A 22692-nucleotide genomic window follows, 5' to 3' on the forward strand; every position below is an offset into this window, starting at 1 on the left:
CTACTTAAAAAAGTAATTATGAATTTTCAGTTAAGCACCTATTAAGACTTCAAAATTAAAATATTTTAAAACAAGTCAATCAACAAGTGCCCACACAGATTGTCTGATATATTGTTAAAGAGCAAAATAAAGTGGTCGGCGAGATAGGATTTGAACCTACGACCCACTGGTCCCAAACCAGTTGCGCTACCAAGCTGCGCTACTCGCCGTCAGATCTTATAAAGATAAGATGGGGTGGCTAATGGGATTCGAACCCACGACAACTGGAATCACAATCCAGGGCTCTACCAACTGAGCTATAGCCACCATTAAAAGTTGTTATTGCACTGACCTGGCGCGCTCGACAAGATTCGAACTTGCGACCTTTGGCTCCGGAGGCCAACGCTCTATCCAACTGAGCTACGAACGCGTTATTGCGTCGTTGCGGAGGCGTATATTAATGATTTAATAAAACCTTGTCTAGCACTTTTTGAAAAAAAATGTTTGAGCGATAGTTTTTTATTCAGTTTGTTTAAAATTCACTATTTTTTCGACTATTTTTACAACTTGGAAAATCATTATATATGTTGAATCATCCAACAATTATGAATTTGTTTATTACGTTCAAAATCTAGCGGTAACGTTTTATGCGAAATTTCTACCGCACTTAAACCTAATTCTTCCAACGCAACTAAATTCATTTTGAATCCGCGTTTATTATTCGAGAAAACAATTGTGCCATTATTCGACAAAACTCGTTTTAGATTGCTCATCAATTTCACATGATCTCGTTGAACATCCCAACTCTCTTCCATACGTTTAGAATTCGAAAACGTCGGTGGATCCACAAATATCAAATCAAATTGACGATCACATTTTTCTAACCATTGAAGGCAATCTGCTTGAATTAATTTATGTTGTTTACCTTCAATATCATTCAAAATAAGATTTTGTTCCGCCCAATTAAGATAAGTATTGGACATGTCAACGGTAGTTGTCGATTTAGCACCACCAAGTGCTGCATGAACAGTTGCTGAGCCGGTATAAGCAAATAAGTTTAAGAAATCTTTACCTTTTGCCAACTCACCAATCATTTTTCTTGTTAAACGGTGATCTAAGAATAAGCCAGTGTCTAAATAATCCGTCAAATTTACCCAAAGTTGCACGCCATATTCATTCACATAAAAGTATTCACCTTTATTGGCTAATTTCTCATATTGGTTGGTACCTTTTTGTTTCTGGCGAACTTTGAGGATCAACTTATTCGTTTCGACACCTGTAACATGCAAAGTTGCAGTAACCGCATCTAATAAACGTTGACGCGCTTTATTTTCGTCAATATTTTTTGGCGCTGCATATTCTTGCACAACAATGTAATCTGCATAACGATCGACGGCTAAATTATATTCAGGCAAATCGGCATCATATAAACGATAAGCGTCTAATCCTTGCTGCTTTGCCCATTTACTAATTTTCTTAATATTTTTTTGTAATCGATTAGCAAAATCGGTTGCCACCTCCGAAGTGCGGTTAAATTCCAGTTCATTTTCAGCTGGAATTTCGTCAGATTTTCGTTCTGAAACTTGATAATTTTTCTGCACACAATCTAGTGGGCCATTTTTTGCTTTAAACTGTCGGCTGGCGCGCATTCTCAAACAATCAAGCAATGTCGATTCGCTACTAAAAACAGAAACATTCCAACCGCAAAATTCTTTTTTAAGTCTTTGCCCAAATACAGAATAGAGCGCGATTAAAGCGGGTGTTGTACCTAAACGTTCACCATAAGGTGGATTACAGATCACTGTACCGACTTCATTTAAACGAGGATTTTTCAACGCTGCAACATCACCTTGTTGCCATTTAATTAAATGTGAAACACCTGCATTTTGTGCATTCTTCTGCGCCTTTTTTAACACGCGGTGATCGAGATCAAATCCATAAAAGTGCGGTTGAATTTCACTTTGTTTTTCTTCTGCTAATTCAATCGCTTCATTTTTTACTTTTTCCCAAGCCGATTGATTATGCGCTTTCCAAAAATCAAATCCCCAATGTAAACGATAAAGTTGCGGTGCAATTTTGGCTTCTATTTGTGCCGCTTCAATTAAAAGCGTGCCAGAACCACACATTGGATCTACTAATGGAGAACCCGCTTGCCAACCTGAACGCATAACAATCGCCGCCGCTAGAGTTTCACGTAAAGGTGCTTGACCTGTATCTTCACGATAGCCTCGCAAATGTAATGCTTCTCCACTTAAATCTAAAGAAATCACTAAATTTTCACGGTTCAAATAAGCATGGATACGCACGTCCGGATGAATTTTATCTACATCAGGGCGAGTTTTACCTTGACGTTCAAAGTAATCGACAATTCCATCTTTAACGCGCATCGCACCAAATTGAGTATGACGAATTTCTTGGTTGGTTCCATTAAAATCGACAAAGAAGGTGACTCGTTCATCAAATTGCGCTAACCAATTAAAGCCTGAAACAGCCGCATAAAGATCCAAATCACTGTAAACCTTGGTTTCAATCAAAGGAAATAAAATGCGTGAAGCAAGGCGTGACCAAAGCAAAGTGCGGTATAAAGTTTCATCATCAGCTTGATAATGAACGCCACCTTGAACCACTTTTGCCTCTTGAGCACCAAGTTCAGTGAGTTCAACTTTTAATAATTCTTCAAAGCCACGAGAAGTCGTTGCAAATAATTGTTTCATTTAGGTACCGGTTTTGAAAATTTTGAGGGATTATAGCATAGAAAAAGATGATCTAATTGAGATCATCATAGCGAGTTAAACTGTAAAAAGAAAAGCCCTGATTTTCTTAAATCAGGGCTTTAGAATTTGTTGGTTGCGGGGGCCGGATTTGAACCGACGGCCTTCGGGTTATGAGCCCGACGAGCTACCAAGCTGCTCCACCCCGCGTCTGATGCCGTGCACTATACTCTATTAATATTTTTTTGCAAGAATTAAACAAAAGTTTATGTTTCATTTGTTAATAAAATGTTCAATGTGAGTTTTTATTAATCAGCTTGACTAAATAACACTGGTCGTTTTGACGGATTTTTGATAGCGTATGCAGCCTTATTTAAGCTTATTTAGGATTAAAAATGTCAGTTCGAAAATTTTTCTCATTAAAAACATTTTCTATTGCAGTGACAACCGCACTTTTAGTTGCCTGTGGTTCTTCTAATACAACAAAAATTCAAATTCCAACCACGTCAAACGGCAGCGATCCTCAACAATTTGGTGCTAAATATTCGGGTCGTAATTATCAACAAGCTGTGTTTATGCCAGTTTCTCAAGTTGAAAACCAAAGTGCGGTCATTAATCAGGGCGATTTTTTAACGCAACTTTCAAATGTACAAAGTTATTCAAGCAAACTATCTGATCGTTTCTATGGCAACTATGAAAAAATTACAAATTGGGTACTTTCTGGCGCCAATGTAAGTGAGCTTTCTAAATTTGGCATTTACCCGCAAATTATGCGCGGGTTCGATGGATATCAAAATGTTTTGATGACAGGCTACTACTCTCCTGTCCTTCATGCACGCCGTTCACCGCAAGGTCAATTCCAAAATCCAATTTATCGCATGCCAGCAAATAAACGTTTTAGCCGTGCGCAAATCTATGCCGGTGCATTAGCGGGGCAAGGATTAGAATTAGCATATAGTGATTCCATGTTAGAGAACTTTTTACTTGGGGTACAAGGCAGCGGTTATGTAGATTTTGGTGATGGCAACCTTAATTACTTCGCTTACGCAGGACAAAATGGCTTTCCCTACACCGCCGTTGGTCGTTTATTAGTTGAAGATGGTGAAGTGCCAAAAGAGAAAATGTCTATTCAAGCAATTCGTGAATGGGGCAATCGTAATCCATCTCGTGTACAAAGTTTGTTAGAACGTAATTCTTCTTATGTATTCTTCAAAAATGATCCAAGTGGCAAGGTGAAAGGTTCGGCCGGTGTACCGCTTGTACCAATGGCTTCTGTGGCATCAGATCGTAGCGTTGTACCATCTGGTACTGTTCTTTTAGTCGAAGTGCCTGACATTGATAATAACGGAAACTGGCTTGGTACGCATAAATTGCATTTAATGGTTGCACTTGATGTCGGCGGTGCGGTGAAAGGCCACCACTTTGACTTATATCGTGGCATTGGTGATCAAGCAGGCCATATTGCAGGATTATCAAAACACTATGGTCGAGTATGGGTGTTACAATAATGGCTCCAGTGGACAATTATGAACAGCGATTTGGCGGTATTGGTCGACTTTATACACCTGATGGACTCGCGCGCTTACGTCAAGCCCATATTTGCGTAATAGGTATTGGAGGCGTAGGCTCTTGGGTCGTAGAGGCCTTAGCACGTTCAGGCGTTGGTGAACTCACATTAATTGATATGGATGATATTTGCGTCACGAATATAAATCGCCAACTTCCTGCAATGAGCGGCACAATCGGCAAATTAAAAACTGAAGTCATGTCAGAGCGAGTAAAATTAATTAACCCAGAATGTACCATCAATATTATTGATGATTTTATCTCGCCAGAGAATCAATCGGATTACCTCAATCGAGGCTATGACTATGTCATTGATGCCATTGACAATGTGAAAACTAAAGCATCGCTGATTGCTTATTGTAAACGTAACAAAATTAATGTGATTACTATTGGTGGTGCAGGTGGTCAAACTGATCCAACCCAAATTCAAATTGCCGATCTTAGTAAAACTATTCAAGATCCACTCCTAGCCAAAGTGCGATCGGATTTGCGCAAGGATTACAATTTTAGCCAAAATCCAAAACGCAAATTTAGTATCGATGCGGTATTTTCAACACAACCTCTAATATTCCCACAAATGACTGAAGGTTGTGCAATTTCTGCCACAATGAATTGCGCAAACGGATTTGGCGCAGCCACGATGATTACGGCAACCTTTGGTTTTTTTGCTGTTTCTCGTGTAATAGATAAATTACTAAAGAAAAAATCTTAATCTCCTCTTGAAAATGCACATTGGCCATAAATGTGCATTTTTTATCGAATGAAACCTATTTACTTTAAAAATGAAAAATTTTCCCTCAGGTTCTCTATAAAATCGTTGCAATTTATATAAAAAGGCGTAGTCTTTTTCCCTTTGAGAATTATTACTAACAAGTAAGGAAACAGAAATATGAAAAAACTTTTAAAAATTAGCGCCGTTTCTGCCACACTTTTAAGTGCGCCAATGATGGCGAATGCCGATATATTGGCATCAGTAAAACCTTTAGGTTTTATTGTTTCATCTATTGCTGATGGCGTAACCGGTACACAAGTCCTTGTTCCTGCAGGAGCCTCTCCGCATGACTACAATTTGAAATTATCTGATATTCAAAAAGTAAAATCTGCAGATTTAGTTGTATGGATTGGTGAAGATGTTGATTCATTTTTAGACAAACCAATTACCCAAATTGAACGTAAAAAAGTGATTACCATTGCAGATCTTGCTGATGTAGAACCTTTATTAAGTCAAGCTCACCACGAGCATTTCCATGAAGATGGCGATCACGATCATAAACATGAACATGAGCACAAACACGAACATAAACACGATCACGAACATGAACACGACCATGATCATAAGCACGAGCATGAACACCACGACCATGATCACGATCACCATGATCATGACGAAGGTTTAACAACAAACTGGCACGTTTGGTATTCTCCAGCGATCAGCAAAATTGTTGCACAAAAAGTAGCGGATAAATTAACTGCACAATTCCCAGATAAAAAAGATTTAATTGCACAAAATCTTTCAGATTTTAACCGCACTTTGGCAGAACAAGGTGAAAAAATCACAGCACAACTTGCGAATGTTAAAGATAAAGGTTTCTACGTTTTCCACGATGCTTATGGTTATTTCAACGATGCTTATGGTTTAAAACAAACCGGTTACTTCACCATCAATCCATTAGTTGCACCAGGTGCAAAAACTTTAGCGCACATTAAAGAAGAAATCGCAGAACATAAAGTAAATTGCTTATTCGCAGAACCACAATTTACGCCAAAAGTGATTGAATCTTTAGCTCAAAATACTAAAGTCAATGTAGGGCAACTCGACCCAATTGGCGATAAAGTCACTTTAGGCAAAAATTCTTATGCAACATTCTTACAATCTACTGCAGATAGTTACATGGAATGCTTAGCTAAATAAACCATTCTAAAAACAATGACCGCACATAAAAGTGCGGTCATTTTCTTTTCTAAATTTGATATTTTGTTTTATCTCCAATATCAAAATGCAAAGGCATTCGCCATTTTTGTATCGCTAAAACTAAAAGTAATACGCCAGAAATAATAGAAAAAATGCGTAATGCGATAAGATTATTTAACACCCATGAAAACCACAAGCAAGCCACAAATATCGGCTGTAAATTTAAAAAAGGTACGCGGAAACAAAAATATTCTTTAAAACACAAACCACCTAAAGTAAGTAACGCACCGCCAAGGGCCAAAGCGGGATAATGATTAATATAAAAAAGTAATCCTATCCAAGTAGCAAATTGAAAAAGCAATCGGAAGGATTTGAGATAAATATGTAATGAAGAAGCACAGCAAGTTGCCGCAATTAGTATAAATGTAAGCGTTAAATCTGGATACCAACTCATGGCAAGAATAGCCAACGCCGCTATCACAAAGCCAGAGCGATAAATAATGACGGTCAGATTATCTAAAAAATCCATCGGTGATTTAATATGTGGATCAGCCATTCTACAAAGATTCCTTTTATAAATTACAAATTAAAAATAAATGTTACATTAACTCAATAAAAAGTGCGGTCAACTTAAAAACATTTTCTAAATTAACCGCACTTTTATTATTTCTGTTTAAGCTTATCAAGAATTTTTTGATGAATGCCACCAAAACTGCCGTTAGACATCACCAAAATATGATCTGTAGGTTGGGCCTCAGCGACAATCATATCGACTAATCGATCTAAATTTGCATTCCAATAGGCAGGTTGTACACATTGGTTTGCAATATCTGCCACTTCCCAAGGAAGCTCTTCTGGTTGAAGCATAAACACTTCATCAGCTCGACCAAGTGCAGGCGCAATTTCATCTTTATGAACGCCCATTTTCATTGTGTTAGAACGAGGTTCAAGCACTGCAAGAATTCGCACGCCTCCCCCTACTTTATCTCGTAAAGCGGTTAGCGTAGCGAGAATAGCTTCTGGATGATGAGCAAAATCATCATAAACGGTGATGCCATTAACTTCGCCTTTTACTTCTAAACGACGTTTAGCATTTACAAAAGATCCCAATGCTTTACATGCATCTTCAATAGACACGCCCGCATGATGAGCAGCCGCTATTGCCATTAAAGCATTATGCATATTATGTTGTCCGACTACATTCCACTTTACTTCGGCCACTTTTTCACCATGATGGAAAACCGCAAAATGTGAGGCATCATTTGTAATACGCTCAGCAAACCACTCACTATCTTTGCCTAAAAATTGTTGCTGCGACCAACATCCCAATGCCAGCGTTTCTTTTGCACTTTGTTCACTCGCCGAACTTAATACCAAGCCACTTGCCGGAATAGTTCGAATCATATGATGAAATTGGCGTTGGATCGCTTTGAGATCATCAAAAATATCTGCATGGTCAAAACTAATGTTATTTACGATAAGTGTACGCGGATTGTAATGGACAAATTTCGAACGTTTATCAAAGAAAGCTGTATCATATTCATCAGCCTCAATAACAAAATAAGGGCTGTCTCCTAAACGAGCTGAAATGCCAAAATTACCGGCAATTCCGCCAATTAAAAAGCCTGGTTTTAAGCCATTTTGTTCTAAGATCCACGTTAGCATGCCTGTTGTGGTTGTCTTTCCATGCGTACCAGAAACTGCCAATACCCAACGATCGCGTAATAAATGATCATGTAACCATTGAGGGCCAGATGTGTATTTCAAATTATTTTCCAACACATATTCTACGCAAGGATTACCGCGTTTCATCGCATTACCAACGATTACCATGTCAGGTGCAGGTTGTAATTGTGCAACATCATAATTTGGAATAATCTCAATACCTTGCTCTTCTAAAAAAGTGCTCATTGGAGGGTAAACATTAGTATCGGAACCCGTCACCTGATAACCCATTTGTTTAGCAATCATCGCCACGCCGCCCATAAAGGTGCCACAAATACCTAAGATATGAATATGTTTCATTGTACTTCTCTACTTACCAAGGAAAATGGAAAGTATAATAAAACAACTTCTATGAACTTTCAAAATAAAAGACTGTCATAAAGGCTCACATGGGCTATAATTGAGCCCTTAAAAAACGAGTACAACTTAACTAACAAAATATAATGAAGGAATTTACAATGAAATTTAATAAATCATTTCTTTTCGCAAGTATCATCGCAGCTTCAATTGTATTAACCGCTTGTAACGATAAAGAAGAAAAAGTAGCAGAAAAACCTACAGCAACAGAAACTACTCAACCGGCTCAACAAGCAGTACAACAACCTCAAGTAAAAACGGATGATTTAGTCACTCAAGCAAATGCAGAGTTCCTAAAAGTTGCGAATGTAAAAGTAACAAATGTTTCTGTAACAGATGATTTAAAATCGTTTTCTATCACTTATGAAATTACAAACTTAAGCGATAAAGCTATTTTAGAAGCGCAATGGTTAACTGTTTATAAAGAAAATAACCAAGCATTCTATGTAGCAAACCTTCCAGCATTACAATTTGGAAAAACAATTGCACCAAAAGCTAGCGAAACAGTAACATTATCAACAACTGAGGAAGCTGTGCTTTCTCAAATTCGCCCACATTTGCAACAAGGGAAAAATATCCAAGTAGACATTATCGGGACTTCAGTACATTTTGCTGACGGTTCGAAAGTTGGCTTAGTGTCAGAACAAAAATAATTCTATAAAAATGCCTGTGTAAAACAGGCATTTTTTTATCCGCACTTTTAGGCAATTCGCTCAAATCCAGCTTTTAAATCTGCAATCAATTCATCTACATCTTCAAAGCCAATATGCACACGAATTAACGAACCTGTAAGGTTACGTTTAATATTTGGACGAATATGTGCAATTTCTTCTGGTTGATTACAAAGAATTAGAGACTCAAATCCTCCCCATGAATAAGCCATAGTGAAAAGTTGAAAATGATCCATGAAATTTGAGACTTGTTCCGATGTCAATCTCTTAGTTAATTCAAAAGAAAATAAACCGCTGCTACCACTAAAGTCTCGTAAAAAGAATTCATGACCAGGGCAACTTGGTAAGGCTGGATGGTACACAGTTTTTACTTCTGGTTGCTCACTCAACCATTTTGCTACTTTAATACTACTTTCCTGATGTTGTTTTAATCGTACACCCAATGTACGAATACCACGAGCGGTCGTATAAGCAGAATCCGCATCCACCATCTGCCCCATTAAATAGGAATGTTCTCTAAGTTGATCCCAAGTTCGCGCATTTGCAACGGCAGTACCAATCATAATATCTGAATGACCCACTAAATATTTCGTACCCGCTTGAATAGAAATATCAATGTCATGCTCTAACGCTTTAAATAAAACACCTGCCGACCAAGTATTATCAATCATAATCACAATATTAGGGTTCACCTTTCTTGCAGCCTTCACAATAGTCGGAATATCTGGAATTTCCATTGTGATAGAACTCGGTGCTTCCAAGAAAAGTACTTTTGTATTCGGTTGAATAAGCGTTGCAATATCAGCACCAATAAGAGGATCGTAATAAGTTGTATCGATCTGCATTTTTTTCAGCACAATATTACAGAAATCTTGGGTTGGCTCGTAGGCTGCACCGCTCATTAATACATGATCGCCAGTTTTTACAAAAGAAAGAATCGAATTAGTTACTGCTGCTGCACCACAAGGATAAAGATAACAGCCTGCGCCCCCCTCCATTTCACACATTAAATCTTGTAACGCAAAATGTGTTAGCGTCCCTCTTCGACCATAAAATAATTCGCCTTTTGCTCTATGTTGAGTAGCGTGTTTTTTATCTTCAATACTGTCAAATACTAATGAAGAAGCTCGCTGTAAAACGGGGTTTACAGATCCTTGTGAAAAGCGTTTTTTACGCCCTGCATGGACAAATGTTGTTGATAGATTATGTTGTTGCATATTTCCACCTTATTTTAGATAAGATTAATTGCTTTAATAGATAAAATCGAGTATAAAAATGTCGGCGTTTCAAATAGAATCGCGCCGCTATTTTGTGTGGCAAAACTTCAACTTAACTTTATATAGGAATTATGACTATGGTATTAGTAACCCGTCAAGCACCAGATTTTACTTCATCTGCTGTATTAGGCAATGGCGAAATCGTTGATAACTTCAACTTTAAAAAACACATTGCTGGAAAAGCTGCAGTAATCTTTTTCTACCCATTAGACTTTACCTTTGTTTGCCCTTCTGAGTTAATCGCATTTGACCACCGTTATGAAGAATTCAAAAAACGTGGCGTAGAAGTAGTTGGTGTTTCTATCGACTCTCAATTCACTCACAATGCATGGCGTAACACCCCAACTGAAAATGGTGGTATCGGCCAAGTTAAATATGCATTAGCAGCGGATGTAAAACACGAAATCGCTCAAGCATACGGTATTGAACATCCAGAAGCGGGCGTTGCATTACGCGCTTCATTCTTAATCGACAAAAATGGGGTTGTTCGTCACCAAGTAGTAAACGATCTTCCATTAGGTCGTAACATCGATGAAATGTTACGTATGGTTGACGCATTACAATTCCACGAAGATCACGGTGAAGTTTGCCCTGCTCAATGGGAAAAAGGTAAAGAAGGGATGAAAGATAACCCTGAAGGCGTTGCAAAATACTTAAAACAAAACGCTGATAAACTTTAATCCGTAATTATTTACAAGAAAGCCACATAATGTGGCTTTTTTTATATTCTTAGATACTTTAGAATAGGTGTATCTCTAACACCAAGAGCGGTTCATTTCTATGAAATTTAATATTCCTGTTTTCCTAACGATATTTCGCGTAATCCTGATTCCGTTTTTCGTGATTGCATTTTATTTACCTATCGAATCCTCCCCTTTTATTACTACATTCATATTCTTTATTGCCGGTGTTACTGATTGGCTTGATGGTTATTTGGCTCGTAAATGGAAACAAACTACAAGATTTGGCGCTTTTTTAGATCCTGTTGCAGATAAAGTAATGGTTGTCGCCGCCTTGGTTCTCATCGTTGAATATCAACACTCTCTTTGGATTACGATTCCTGCCATTATTATGATTTCTCGCGAAATTATTATTTCCGCATTACGTGAATGGATGGCTGAACTCGGAGAGCGTAGTAAAGTCGCTGTCTCTTGGTGGGGAAAATGGAAAACAACCGCACAAATGTTAGCCCTAGGCGGATTATTATGGCGTTACAATAATTATATGGAAATTGCCGCTATAATCTTGCTTTACATCGCAGCCATTTTAACAGTATGGTCAATGATCCAATATTTACAGGCAGCAAAAGGTAGCCTACTAGATGACCTAAAACTCTAATTTTGGATAAAGTGCAATATTTTCTACCGTACTTTTATTATTTTGTCTTATTTTTAATCAAACAAAGCTTTTTTTTATTTTTTCATTTGACACAAGACTATAAAACCGTAAAATACGCCCCGTTGTCAAGCAGCAATGCTGATTAGCGATAAATGCGGGAATAGCTCAGTTGGTAGAGCACGACCTTGCCAAGGTCGGGGTCGCGAGTTCGAGCCTCGTTTCCCGCTCCAATTTGCCCGAGTGGTGGAATCGGTAGACACAAGGGATTTAAAATCCCTCGCCTTTCGAGGCGTGCCAGTTCAAGTCTGGCTTCGGGCACCATTTAAAACCAAATCTGAAGATTTTAAAAATATTTAAAATCAATTTATGGGTCGTTAGCTCAGTCGGTAGAGCAGCGGACTTTTAATCCGTTGGTCGAAGGTTCGAATCCTTCACGACCCACCACTCTCTGATTTAGTTGTCCAGTTGGGTTGTTAGCTCAGTTGGTAGAGCAGCGGACTCTTAATCCGTCGGTCGAGAGTTCGATCCTCTCACAACCCACCATTCTTATTTTTATTATTCATCTCTAATATTTTAAATTTCTTTAATTTGCTTAAATTCTTGACTATTTTTAGCGGTTATTGTGGTAGAATACCCTTAAATTTTAGTCGGGCATCATTATGTTGGAAAATATTCGTATTGTTTTAATTGAGACTTCGCATAGCGGTAATATTGGTTCTGCTGCTAGAGCAATGAAAACAATGGGATTGGCCCAGCTTTGTCTTGTTTCACCAAAATCTGTTGATGAACAATCTTATGCTCTTTCAGCTGGCGCAGAAGATATTGTAAAAAATGCTAGGGTTGTCGATAGTTTTGATGAAGCCGTCGATGATTGCTCTTTAGTGATTGGTACAAGTGCTCGTTTACGTCATTTACAAAGTACATTGATCGAGCCTCGAGAATGCGCGGGGAAAGTTGTAGCGCATGAAGGCAAGATAGCTATTGTGTTTGGTCGTGAACGTATTGGATTAACGAATGAAGAATTGTTGAAATGTCATTACCATTTAAATATTCCGGCTAATCCTGATTATTCTTCTTTAAATTTAGCAATGGCGGTACAGTTGGTAAGCTATGAATTGCGCATGGCATTTTTAGCTCAAGATAAGAAGGAAAATTCACTTTCTTTAATAGAACAAAACTATCCAACCGCAGAACAACTCGCTTATTTTTTTGAGCATACTGAGCGTGTATATCAGTCACTCGGATTCATTCAAAATCAAGGTGTTATGCATAAATTAAAGCGTTTATATTATCGCGCTCAACTTGAAAAAAATGAATTAAATATTTTAAATGGCATGCTAAGTGCGGTCGAAAAACGGATTGATCTTGATTTAGATTAATTGACTGATTTAGTAGGATATGTAAATATTGCAACATCACTTTTTAGGAACACTTTATGAAACTTACATCGAAAGGTCGTTATGCAGTCACTGCGGTTTTAGATATCGCTTTAAATGCAGAAAAAGGTCCTGTGAGCCTTGCAGATATTTCTGAACGTCAACATATTTCGTTATCTTATTTAGAACAACTTTTTGCTAAATTACGCCGTGATGGATTAGTAAAAAGTGTTCGTGGACCTGGTGGTGGATATCAGCTAGGTTTACCAAGCGATCAAATTTCAGTGGGAATGATTATTTCAGCGGTAAATGAAAATATTCATGTAACAAAATGTCTTGGTCGTGGAAATTGTCAAAATGGCGTAGAATGTTTAACTCATACATTGTGGGAAGATCTGAGTAATCGCATTGAAAGTTTTCTCAATGAAATTACTTTGGCTGAATTGGTGAGTAAACGTGAGTCAAAACGCCAAACTCATAGCGATTTTGAGAATTTATTAATTGTTAATCAATAAAGGAAAGTAGTCCGTACAGTGCAAAATGCATTAAAAATGCGGTCAAATTTAGAATGATTTAGGAGTGAAAAATGAAATTACCTATTTATTTAGATTATGCAGCAACTTGTCCTGTGGACGAGCGTGTTGCGAAGAAAATGATGGAATTTTTAACCATTGACGGTACATTCGGTAACCCAGCTTCTCGCTCGCATAAATTTGGTTGGCAAGCCGAAGAAGCGGTTGATGTAGCTCGTAATCAAATTGCGGATCTTATTGGTGCCGATTCTCGTGAAATTGTGTTTACTTCTGGTGCGACAGAATCAGATAACCTTGCAATTAAAGGTGCTGCGCATTTTTACCAAACTAAAGGTAAGCATATCATCACTTGCAAAACCGAGCATAAAGCCGTATTAGATACTTGTCGTCAATTAGAACGTGAAGGTTTTGAAGTGACTTATTTATCCCCCGAGTCTGATGGTTTAATTGATTTAGAAAAATTTAAAGCCGCACTTCGCCCTGATACTATTTTAGTTTCAATTATGCATGCCAATAATGAAATTGGTGTGTTGCAAGATATTAAAGCTATTGGTGAGCTTTGTCGTGCAAATAAAACGATTTTCCACGTTGATGCAACTCAAAGTGTGGGTAAAGTTGCGATTAACTTGGAAGAGCTGCCAGTTGATTTATTATCTATGTCTAGCCATAAACTTTATGGGCCTAAAGGTATTGGTGCGTTATACGTTCGTCGTAAACCACGTATCCGTTTAGAAGCGATTATTCATGGCGGTGGTCATGAGCGTGGAATGCGTTCAGGTACATTACCTGTCCACCAAATCGTGGGAATGGGCGAGGCTTATCGAATTGCAAAAGAAGAAATGGCATCAGAAATGCCACGTTTAAAAGCTCTTCGTGATCGTTTATATAATGGCTTAAAAAATATTGAAGAAACCTACGTAAATGGCTCAATGGAGCACCGTTTAGATAGTAATTTAAATATTAGCTTTAACTACGTTGAAGGTGAATCTTTAATGATGGCGTTGCGTGATATTGCTGTATCTTCTGGTTCTGCTTGTACATCAGCTAGCCTAGAGCCATCTTATGTATTGCGCGCACTTGGTTTAAATGATGAATTGGCACACAGTTCAATTCGTTTTACACTCGGTCGTTATACTACTGAAGAAGAAATTGATTACACCATTAATTTAGTAAAAGGTGCGGTGGAAAAACTTCGTGCATTATCGCCATTATGGGATATGTTTAAAGAAGGTATTGACCTTAGTACGATTGAGTGGTCAGCTCACTAGGATTTAACTGCTATTATTAAATGGCGTTTCTCAAGGATTTAAAAAAGGAAAGTTAAAATGGCTTATAGCGAAAAAGTAATCGATCATTATGAAAATCCGCGCAATGTGGGTTCTATGGATAAAAAAGATAGCAATGTTGGTACTGGCATGGTGGGTGCGCCAGCTTGTGGTGATGTAATGCAGTTACAAATTAAAGTTAATGATAACGGCATTATTGAAGATGCAAAATTCAAGACTTATGGTTGTGGTTCTGCTATTGCATCGAGCTCATTAATTACAGAGTGGGTGAAAGGTAAATCTTTAGAAGAAGCCGGCGCTATCAAAAATAGCCAAATTGCAGAAGAGTTAGAATTGCCACCAGTGAAAGTACACTGTTCCATTTTGGCGGAAGATGCAATTAAAGCGGCAATTGCTGATTACAAATCCAAAAAAGGCGAATAATATGAAAAAGTGCGGTCGGTTTTGACCGCACTTTTAGTGGTTTTGGGGGATATATGAGTATTACATTAACAGAAAAAGCCGCTCAACGAGTGAAAGCTTTTTTGGATAATCGTGGCAAAGGTATTGGTTTGCGTTTAGGAGTGAAAACATCAGGCTGTTCTGGCTTAGCTTATGTGCTTGAGTTTGTTGATGTCTTAAATGAAGAAGATCAAGTTTTTGAACAACATGGTGTGAATATTATTGTCGATCCAAAAAGCTTAGTTTATCTCAATGGTATTGAGTTGGATTATGTGAAAGAAGGCTTAAATGAAGGCTTCAAATACAATAATCCAAATGTAAAAGAATCTTGTGGCTGTGGTGAAAGTTTCCATGTTTAAGGTAATAATCTGATGTTAAACCCTTTTCAAATTTTTGATTTACCCGTTGATTTTCAGTTAGATGAGAAGGCGCTAAATACACGTTATTTAGAATTACAAAAAGCCCTACATCCAGATAATTTTGTATCAAGTAGTGCGTTAGAACAACGCGTTGCGATGCAAAAATCCACCGAAGTGAATGATGCCTTAAAAACGTTAAAAGACCCAATTTTGCGAGCAGAAGCTATCATTGCTCTTAATACTGGTGAACAGATCGATCTTGAACAAAAAAGTACGCAAGATGTGGCGTTTTTAATGCAACAGTTACAGTGGCGAGAACAACTAGAAGAATTTGAACATCAGAAAGATGAAAAAGCATTAAACGCTTTTACGAAAGAAATTAAACAAGAAACTCAGTCATTATTGACCGCACTTTCCGAGAGTCTGACATCCCAACAATGGACGAAAACATCTCAACTGTGTGATAAATTACGTTTTACTCGTAAGCTTTCTGAAGAAATTGAACGTGTAGAAGAACGCCTTTTTGAACTGTAATAGATCTATATCTCAATGTCCCTTGATATTATGCAAACTCTCGAACAACTAATATCTCCAGAAAACTCTGCTTGGCCTATACTTTCCCAATGGATTGAAAGTGCACATAATCATTGTTATGTCATTAAAAAAGATCAATCAAGTGCAGAACGCGAACTTTTTACCATGCAAATGCCAACATCATCACCAATGGGGGCGGTGATTTATGAAACAGGTGGAATTTTAATTCATCATGGTTGGTTGCGTATTTTAGGTTCAGGAAGTTTTAAATTACCGCGTGGATTGATGGATTGGAATTTTAGTAAGTCTTTTAATGAGTCTAGTGAAAAACCAAAGTATTTATTGGTTGCAGATGATGTGATCGGCGGTTACTTTGCATTAAATGGTGGTTCGTTAGGCGATAATCTTGGCAAAATTTATTACTTTTCACCAAAAGCTCTCACTTGGCATAATTTAAATTTTACTTATACAGAGTTTTTAGCTTGGGCATTGAATGGTGATTTAGAGGCTTTTTATCAAGGTCTATTTTGGCAAAAATGGCAAGATGATGTGAAACAATTGGATGGTAATCAAATTTTTGTATTCACGCCTGACTTAAGTCAAGATAGAAAAATAGCGATTGGTGAACGTCAAAAACACGAAGTCAATATTGAAACACATTATCAAGCAAGCTTTGCAGAAAAAAATAAATTTGATTTGGCGTATTCCGTCGCATAACCAGTAGAAAAATAGCATATGGCATTATTACAAATTGCAGAACCAGGACAAGCTGCTGCACCGCATCAACATCGTTTAGCCGTTGGGATTGATTTGGGAACAACCAATTCTTTGGTTGCATCTGTTCGCAGTGGGCAATCCGTGATTCTTAATGATGAACAAGAGCGTAGTCTTTTACCATCAGTTGTTCATTATGGCGTTGAAGAGACAAAAGTTGGTTTAGAAGCCTTTGAACAAGCCTCACTTGATCCAAAAAATACGATAATTTCGGTAAAACGCCTAATTGGTCGTAGCCTTGCTGATGTTCAGTCTCGTTATCCTAGTTTGCCTTATGAATTTGTGGCGAGCGAAAATGGATTACCTTTAATTGTTACGGCACAGGGACCTAAAAGTCCAATTGAAGTGTCTTCAGATATTTTATCACGCTTAAATCACATTGCAGAACAACGCCTTGGTGGTGAGCTTTCTGGGGTTGTGATTACGGTTCCTGCTTATTTCGATGATGCTCAACGTCAAAGTACTAAAGATGCTGCGCGTTTAGCTGGGTTAAATATACTACGTTTATTGAATGAACCTACTGCAGCCGCTGTCGCTTATGGATTGGATAGTGGGCAGGAAGGAATTATTGCAGTTTATGATTTAGGTGGTGGTACATTTGATATTTCAATTTTACGCTTATCAAAAGGTGTCTTTGAAGTTCTAGCCACGGGTGGTGATACTGCGCTAGGTGGTGATGATTTTGACCATTTAATAGCAGAGTGGGTCGTTGAACAAACCCAAGTAAAACCACAAACCCCAAATCAACAGCGCGAACTGATAACGCTTGCTAGCCAAGCCAAAATTGCTTTAAGTACTGAGAAAAGTGCGGTGATTTCTTGGCAAAATTTTTCAGTAGAAATTTCACGAGAACAATTTAATGAGTTGATTCATTCACTGGTAAAACGTTCACTATTAACTTGTCGCCGAGCTTTGAAAGATGCTAACGTTGAATCTGAAGAAGTGCAAGCGGTGGTGATGGTTGGTGGTTCAACTCGAGTGCCATACGTACGAGAACAGGTTGGTGAGTTTTTTGGTAAAACACCACTCACTTCGATTGATCCAGACAAAGTTGTGGCACTTGGTGCCGCAATTCAAGCTGATATTTTAGTCGGTAATAAAACTGACTCTGATATGTTGTTGCTTGATGTCGTACCGCTTTCTTTAGGCATTGAGACGATGGGTGGATTAGTGGAAAAAATTATTCCACGTAACACAACAATTCCAGTGGCTCGTGCACAAGAGTTTACTACTTTCAAAGATGGCCAAACAGCAATGACTGTTCATGTCGTACAAGGTGAACGTGAGCTGGTAGATGATTGTCGTTCTTTGGGGCGTTTTACTCTACGAGGTATTCCTGCAATGGCAGCTGGTGCCGCTCATATTCGAGTGACTTATCAAGTCGATGCAGATGGTTTATTAAGTGTAACTGCAATGGAAAAATCGACGAAAGTGCAGGCATCAATTCAAATTAAACCTTCCTATGGTTTAACAGATGAAGAAGTGACAGCAATGATTAAATCTTCTTTTGATAATGCGCAAGAGGATTTACAAGCTCGTGAATTAGCCGAGCAACGAGTAGAAGCGGATCGTGTAATTGAAAGCGTGATTGTTGCGTTACAAGCTGATGGGGCTGAATTGCTGAGCACAGAAGAATTTCATCATATTGAACGTGTGTTAAAACAATTAATGGATGTAAAAAAAGGTTCAGATCGTGATGCAATTGCACAAGGAATTAAAGCCTTGGATACTGCTACCCAAGAATTTGCAGCACGTCGAATGAATGCATCGATTAATAAAGCTTTGACAGGCAAAAATTTGTCAGATATTGAAAAACCGTAAAAGTGCGGTCAGATTATTAAATAATTTTGAGGAAAGTGTTATGCCAAAAGTGATTTTTTTACCTAATGAAGAATTTTGTCCCGAAGGTATGGTTGTTGATGCCGCGGCAGGTGATAATTTATTAGAAGTTGCACACAATGCAGGAGTAGAAATTCATCATGCTTGTGATGGCTCCTGTGCTTGTACAACCTGCCATGTGATTATCCGTGAAGGTTTTGACTCTCTAAATGAAACGAGTGATCAAGAAGAAGATATGCTGGATAAAGCTTGGGGATTAGAAATGGATAGTCGTTTATCTTGCCAATGTGTCGTGGGAGACGAAGATCTTGTGGTAGAAATTCCGAAATATAATATTAACCATGCGAATGAGGCTGCTCACTAATGAAATGGACTGATGCTCAATTAATTGCAGAAGAACTTTACGATCGTAATCCAGATTTAGATCCCAAAACGGTCCGTTTTACTGATTTACATAAATGGATTTGTGAACTTGAGGATTTTGATGATGATCCGAATAAGTCAAATGAAGCAATTCTTGAGGCTATCTTATTGAAATGGTTAGATGAATTTGAATAAATATAAAAAAACCTAAGTCAGTGACTTAGGTTTTTTATCAAAATTTGATGGCGGAGGAATAGGGATTCGAACCCTAGGAGGGCGTAAACCCTCGCCGGTTTTCAAGACCGGTGCCTTCAACCACTCGACCATTCCTCCGTGATTCAATGCACACGAATAATACGTTTTTTGAGAAAGACCGTCAAGCAAAAATCATCTCGTTTTTATCAAGTGATTATTTTTACTGCAACCCTAAAATAAAAAGAATTGACGTAATAAAAATCACGCCAATTCTAATTTTTATTTTAGGTTACTCTGATTTTGCTCGGGTAGGCTCAGAATATACATGGCTAATCGCACAATGATGCCCTGCCGCCCCTTTACCGTAAAAATAATAGCGAGAATCTTGCCATTCAATAATTGGGAATGGCTGAGGCATTTCATCACTCGCTTTCGCCAAAGTCATCTCTGCTTTTGTATGAGCAACTGAAGAAATGCTACCTAAACGCCCATTAAACTCATAAGTACGAACAAAGGCTGGTTCATTTACAGTTTCAGGCTCATTTAGGGTAATCGTTGACTCAATAAATTCAACCGTTTCTTGAGGTTTATGAGAATTTAAACGCTCTAGAGATTCTTGTACTTTTTTCTGTACAGATTCATTAGCTGGCTGAGTAATAAAATCTAATGCTGGTTTTACTTCAAGAGATTTTTCTTCAACAACAATTCCCATTGCTGGCGTGATAAAACCTTTTTTAGTTTTCTCTTGCTCAAGCAATTCATCCACAGATAAGAAATTATTTTCTTTCTGCGCATTCACTGTTGAATAGTCCACCCAAGCTTTTCCACTTGCCAATTCAGGTGAAGCCACTGCAGCAAATAATGGCATTGGCGATTTTGGCTCTTGATTACGGCGACGACGTTGATTATTCGCTGCACGTAAATGACGTGGAGTACGACGTTGACGATCTTGACGTTCAGAACGTTCTTGGTTTTGACGAACTGTTTTTTCATCATTTTGAACGGACTGAACTTCGACAACATCCACTTCCGTCATTTTTTCAACAATATTTTCGTTATGCTCAACTGCCATCTCATTATCTTCAACACGCACGCGTTTACGTAAATCACGACGTTGGCGGCGTTGTGCCACTTGCTCAGTTCTTTCATCCTGAGCCTCAAAAACCGGTGTAGAATTTACCACACTTTCAGCAATACTTTCTTCCACTAAGTTACGGCGAGGACGGCGTTGATTACGTTCACGAATATTACGAACTTGTTCTTCGGTTCTTTCCGTTTCGTTATTTTCAGAACGTGGTCGACGAGAAGTACGACGCTCCTGTGAACGGCGTGGATTACGATTAGAATTGCGCGAAGTGCGGTTATTTTTCGGTTTATTTTCTTCGGATTCAGAAGCAAACAAACCTTTAATCTTCGCGATAATTTTCGCTAACAAAGACGGTTCATTCGATTTACGCTCAACTGGAGTCGGAGCTGCTTCAGAAATAGAAAGCGCCACTGCCGCACTTTCAACCACAGGTTGTTCAGTAACCACTGTTGTTTCTACATTACGAGAAACAAGAGATTCCTCGGTACTTTCATCTTTCTCACAGTGAATTTTCGCTAAATTATAACTCAGTTCATTCACCTCTTCGCCATCGCGTAAACGGAAAACACTAAAATGCGGTGTTTCCATTGCTTCATTTGGTGCAACAATGACATCTACATTGTGACGTTTTTCAATATTGCTTATCGCTTTACGTTTTTCGTTAAGAAGATAAGAAGCAATTTGTACTGGCACAATCGTATGCACTTGCTTGGTGTTTTCTTTTAATGCTTCTTCCTCGATTAAACGCAAGATAGACAAAGAAAGAGATTCGTTATCACGCACTTTACCTGTTCCTTGACAACGAGGACAAATGTGATGTGAAGACTCACCTAGTGAAGGACTTAAACGCTGACGTGACATTTCTAACAAACCGAAGCGAGAAATGCGACTAATTTGAATACGAGCACGATCTTGACGAACTGCATCACGAATACGATTTTCCACTTCTCGTTGGTGACGAACTGGCGTCATATCAATGAAATCGATAACAACTAAACCACCTAAGTCACGCAAACGTAATTGACGCGCAATTTCATCTGCTGCTTCAAGGTTAGTATTTAATGCTGTTTCTTCAATATCTCCACCGCGAGTAGAACGCGCAGAGTTAATATCAATAGCAGTCAGGGCTTCTGTTACATCAATAACGATTGAACCGCCAGAAGGTAAACGCACTTCACGTTGGAATGCTGACTCGATTTGAGATTCGATTTGATAGTGGCTGAAAAGAGGCACTTCGCCTTGATAAAGTTTCACACGATTAATGAAATCTGGGCGAACAAGTTTGATATGCTCTTTTGCTTTTTCAAACACTTTCGGGCTATCAATAAGAATCTCACCAATATCACGGCGCAAATAATCACGAATAGCACGTACAATCACATCACTTTCTTGGTGAATCAAGAAAGGTGCTGGACGATTTTGAGATGCTTGTTTAATCGCTTCCCAATGGTGAAGTAAAACTTTTAAATCCCACTGCAACTCTTCTGGAGATTTACCCACACCTGCAGTACGAACAATCAACCCCACGCCTTCAGGCACATCTAATGAACTTAATGCCTCTTTTAATTCAGTGCGCTCATCCCCTTCAATACGACGAGAGATCCCACCGGCACGCGGATTATTTGGCATAATGACCAAATAACTGCCCGCAAGAGAAACGAAAGTTGTTAAGGCAGCGCCTTTGTTTCCGCGCTCTTCTTTATTAACTTGAACGATAACTTCTTGGCCTTCGCTCAAGATATCGCGAATATTCGGACGACCCTGGAAAACATAATCATCGGGGAAATATTCACGAGCAATTTCTTTTAATGGTAAAAAACCATGACGTTCTGCACCATAATCTACAAAAGCCGCTTCTAAGCTTGGCTCAATGCGAGTAATTTTCCCTTTGTAGATATTCGCTTTTTTTTGCTCATGTCCTGGGCTTTCAATATCCAGATCAAATAAGCGCTGTCCGTCAACTAGCGCTACACGCAACTCTTCTTTTTGAGTCGCATTGATTAACATTCTTTTCATTGCCAATTCTCTTATTAAATATTTTAAAAGACCTCAAAATAAACCGCACTTTGCTTCGTTATCGACCTCGTGTTTCTCGCGCCAGTCAATCTCACGACTGTATGTTGCTGGGTGCATTAATAACGTTATTAAGCATAAACGTTTGCTTTATAAAACAACGCGATATTCCGCACGCATTGCAAGCGGCTAATTTATTTTAAGAAAAATGTTGGTTATCAACGTCTTACACCAATTGCCGCATTGAATTTTCACCAACAAACATGTCATTTTTCGCATAAATTTTAAGCATAAAAAGACTCCCTATTATCTATGGAAAATAGGAAATTAGCAAGGTATATATGGTTTAATAAATA

General features: G+C 38.3%; 22 protein-coding genes and 9 tRNA genes. 21 read left to right on the forward strand and 10 right to left on the reverse strand.

From position 1 onward, the window contains the following. Nucleotides 1-132: 132 nt before the first annotated feature. The 5 genes from KP712_RS08780 to KP712_RS08800 form a co-directional block, all read right to left on the reverse strand. Nucleotides 133-209 (reverse strand) — tRNA-Pro (locus KP712_RS08780). 21 nt (nucleotides 210-230) lie between these two features. Beyond that, nucleotides 231-306: transfer RNA gene (locus tag KP712_RS08785), tRNA-His, on the reverse strand. Nucleotides 307-332: 26 nt separating this feature from the next. Next, nucleotides 333-409, reverse strand: a tRNA-Arg gene (locus tag KP712_RS08790). A 148-nt stretch (nucleotides 410-557) separates the two neighbouring features. After that, nucleotides 558-2693 carry a bifunctional 23S rRNA (guanine(2069)-N(7))-methyltransferase RlmK/23S rRNA (guanine(2445)-N(2))-methyltransferase RlmL gene (gene rlmKL, locus KP712_RS08795; protein WP_111408021.1) on the reverse strand — a complete coding sequence of 712 codons (2136 nt, stop codon included), beginning with the start codon at nucleotides 2691-2693 and terminating at the stop codon, nucleotides 558-560. Nucleotides 2694-2823: 130 nt separating this feature from the next. Beyond that, nucleotides 2824-2900: transfer RNA gene (locus KP712_RS08800), tRNA-Met, on the reverse strand. Between the two features lie 185 nt (nucleotides 2901-3085). Here KP712_RS08800 and mltA point away from each other — a divergent pair. The 3 genes from mltA to znuA all read left to right on the forward strand — a co-directional run bounded on the left by mltA (nucleotide 3086) and on the right by znuA (nucleotide 6168). Next, nucleotides 3086-4198, forward strand: a complete 1113-nt coding sequence (mltA, locus tag KP712_RS08805; protein WP_111408020.1) for a murein transglycosylase A — start codon at nucleotides 3086-3088, stop codon at nucleotides 4196-4198. After that, a complete protein-coding gene (gene tcdA / locus KP712_RS08810) occupies nucleotides 4198-4968 on the forward strand; it encodes a tRNA cyclic N6-threonylcarbamoyladenosine(37) synthase TcdA (RefSeq protein ID WP_165818763.1) in 771 nt (256 codons plus the stop codon). Before mltA ends, tcdA begins: the two co-directional genes overlap by 1 nt. Nucleotides 4969-5145: 177 nt before the next feature. Next, on the forward strand, nucleotides 5146-6168 hold the full coding sequence (gene znuA / locus KP712_RS08815; RefSeq protein ID WP_111408018.1) for a zinc ABC transporter substrate-binding protein ZnuA: 1023 nt from the start codon (nucleotides 5146-5148) through the stop codon (nucleotides 6166-6168). A gap of 49 nt (nucleotides 6169-6217) precedes the next feature. On the opposite strand, the gene KP712_RS08820 is transcribed toward znuA, so the two are convergent. Together KP712_RS08820 and mpl are read right to left on the reverse strand one after the other, a co-directional pair. Further along, nucleotides 6218-6724, reverse strand: a complete 507-nt coding sequence (locus tag KP712_RS08820) for a DUF2301 domain-containing membrane protein (protein ID WP_111408017.1) — start codon at nucleotides 6722-6724, stop codon at nucleotides 6218-6220. Nucleotides 6725-6831: 107 nt separating this feature from the next. After that, nucleotides 6832-8193: a UDP-N-acetylmuramate:L-alanyl-gamma-D-glutamyl-meso-diaminopimelate ligase gene (gene mpl / locus KP712_RS08825; RefSeq protein ID WP_215770814.1), complete on the reverse strand. Its 1362-nt coding sequence runs from the start codon at nucleotides 8191-8193 to the stop codon at nucleotides 6832-6834. 158 nt (nucleotides 8194-8351) lie between these two features. Between mpl and KP712_RS08830 the strand changes: the two genes are divergently transcribed. Continuing rightward, entirely contained in the window at nucleotides 8352-8903 is a 552-nt protein-coding gene (locus KP712_RS08830) for a hypothetical protein (RefSeq protein ID WP_215770816.1), read from the forward strand. Between the two features lie 47 nt (nucleotides 8904-8950). On the opposite strand, the gene metC is transcribed toward KP712_RS08830, so the two are convergent. Next, nucleotides 8951-10138: a cystathionine beta-lyase gene (gene metC, locus KP712_RS08835; protein WP_111408014.1), complete on the reverse strand. Its 1188-nt coding sequence runs from the start codon at nucleotides 10136-10138 to the stop codon at nucleotides 8951-8953. 137 nt (nucleotides 10139-10275) lie between these two features. Between metC and KP712_RS08840 the strand changes: the two genes are divergently transcribed. From KP712_RS08840 to iscX, 16 genes are all read left to right on the forward strand, one after another. Beyond that, nucleotides 10276-10878 (forward strand): peroxiredoxin C, encoded by a 603-nt coding sequence (locus tag KP712_RS08840; protein ID WP_005625599.1) that lies wholly within the window; start codon nucleotides 10276-10278, stop codon nucleotides 10876-10878. 100 nt (nucleotides 10879-10978) lie between these two features. Next, on the forward strand, nucleotides 10979-11536 hold the full coding sequence (gene pgsA / locus KP712_RS08845; RefSeq protein ID WP_215770815.1) for a CDP-diacylglycerol--glycerol-3-phosphate 3-phosphatidyltransferase: 558 nt from the start codon (nucleotides 10979-10981) through the stop codon (nucleotides 11534-11536). A gap of 154 nt (nucleotides 11537-11690) precedes the next feature. Then, a tRNA-Gly gene (locus KP712_RS08850) sits at nucleotides 11691-11766 on the forward strand. A gap of 4 nt (nucleotides 11767-11770) precedes the next feature. Beyond that, nucleotides 11771-11857, forward strand: a tRNA-Leu gene (locus tag KP712_RS08855). Between the two features lie 47 nt (nucleotides 11858-11904). Then, nucleotides 11905-11980, forward strand: a tRNA-Lys gene (locus KP712_RS08860). 23 nt (nucleotides 11981-12003) lie between these two features. Continuing rightward, a tRNA-Lys gene (locus KP712_RS08865) sits at nucleotides 12004-12079 on the forward strand. A gap of 116 nt (nucleotides 12080-12195) precedes the next feature. Then, nucleotides 12196-12915 carry a tRNA (cytosine(32)/uridine(32)-2'-O)-methyltransferase TrmJ gene (gene trmJ / locus KP712_RS08870; protein ID WP_111408012.1) on the forward strand — a complete coding sequence of 240 codons (720 nt, stop codon included), beginning with the start codon at nucleotides 12196-12198 and terminating at the stop codon, nucleotides 12913-12915. A 56-nt stretch (nucleotides 12916-12971) separates the two neighbouring features. Further along, nucleotides 12972-13427, forward strand: coding sequence for a Fe-S cluster assembly transcriptional regulator IscR (gene iscR / locus KP712_RS08875; RefSeq protein ID WP_005630093.1), 456 nt, complete (start codon nucleotides 12972-12974; stop codon nucleotides 13425-13427). A gap of 71 nt (nucleotides 13428-13498) precedes the next feature. Next, entirely contained in the window at nucleotides 13499-14713 is a 1215-nt protein-coding gene (locus KP712_RS08880) for an IscS subfamily cysteine desulfurase (RefSeq protein ID WP_111408011.1), read from the forward strand. Between the two features lie 57 nt (nucleotides 14714-14770). After that, entirely contained in the window at nucleotides 14771-15154 is a 384-nt protein-coding gene (gene iscU / locus KP712_RS08885) for a Fe-S cluster assembly scaffold IscU (RefSeq protein WP_005626962.1), read from the forward strand. Between the two features lie 53 nt (nucleotides 15155-15207). Beyond that, nucleotides 15208-15531, forward strand: a complete 324-nt coding sequence (gene iscA / locus KP712_RS08890; RefSeq protein WP_005626961.1) for an iron-sulfur cluster assembly protein IscA — start codon at nucleotides 15208-15210, stop codon at nucleotides 15529-15531. 12 nt (nucleotides 15532-15543) lie between these two features. Beyond that, nucleotides 15544-16065, forward strand: coding sequence for a Fe-S protein assembly co-chaperone HscB (gene hscB, locus KP712_RS08895; protein WP_111408010.1), 522 nt, complete (start codon nucleotides 15544-15546; stop codon nucleotides 16063-16065). Between the two features lie 30 nt (nucleotides 16066-16095). Further along, nucleotides 16096-16782 (forward strand): DUF2625 domain-containing protein, encoded by a 687-nt coding sequence (locus tag KP712_RS08900; RefSeq protein WP_111408023.1) that lies wholly within the window; start codon nucleotides 16096-16098, stop codon nucleotides 16780-16782. Nucleotides 16783-16800: 18 nt separating this feature from the next. Continuing rightward, complete coding sequence (gene hscA, locus KP712_RS08905; protein ID WP_111408009.1) at nucleotides 16801-18660, forward strand: Fe-S protein assembly chaperone HscA; 1860 nt, start codon at nucleotides 16801-16803, stop codon at nucleotides 18658-18660. 40 nt (nucleotides 18661-18700) lie between these two features. Further along, nucleotides 18701-19042, forward strand: a complete 342-nt coding sequence (fdx, locus tag KP712_RS08910; RefSeq protein WP_005629440.1) for an ISC system 2Fe-2S type ferredoxin — start codon at nucleotides 18701-18703, stop codon at nucleotides 19040-19042. After that, complete coding sequence (iscX, locus tag KP712_RS08915) at nucleotides 19042-19236, forward strand: Fe-S cluster assembly protein IscX (protein ID WP_005630102.1); 195 nt, start codon at nucleotides 19042-19044, stop codon at nucleotides 19234-19236. The genes fdx and iscX overlap by 1 nt, the downstream gene beginning before the upstream one ends. A 48-nt stretch (nucleotides 19237-19284) precedes the next feature. On the opposite strand, the gene KP712_RS08920 is transcribed toward iscX, so the two are convergent. Then, nucleotides 19285-19374, reverse strand: a tRNA-Ser gene (locus KP712_RS08920). A 151-nt stretch (nucleotides 19375-19525) separates the two neighbouring features. Then, nucleotides 19526-22339, reverse strand: coding sequence for a ribonuclease E (gene rne, locus KP712_RS08925; protein WP_111408008.1), 2814 nt, complete (start codon nucleotides 22337-22339; stop codon nucleotides 19526-19528). On the opposite strand from rne, the gene KP712_RS08930 reads away from it, so the two are divergent. After that, nucleotides 22339-22539 carry a hypothetical protein gene (locus KP712_RS08930; protein WP_140476328.1) on the forward strand — a complete coding sequence of 67 codons (201 nt, stop codon included), beginning with the start codon at nucleotides 22339-22341 and terminating at the stop codon, nucleotides 22537-22539. The two genes, rne and KP712_RS08930, sit on opposite strands and share 1 nt — an antisense overlap. Nucleotides 22540-22692 lie beyond the last annotated feature (153 nt).

It is taken from the genome of Haemophilus sp. SZY H68 (genome assembly GCF_018829685.1).
GTDB classification, from domain to species: Bacteria; Pseudomonadota; Gammaproteobacteria; order Enterobacterales; family Pasteurellaceae; genus Haemophilus; species Haemophilus haemolyticus_K.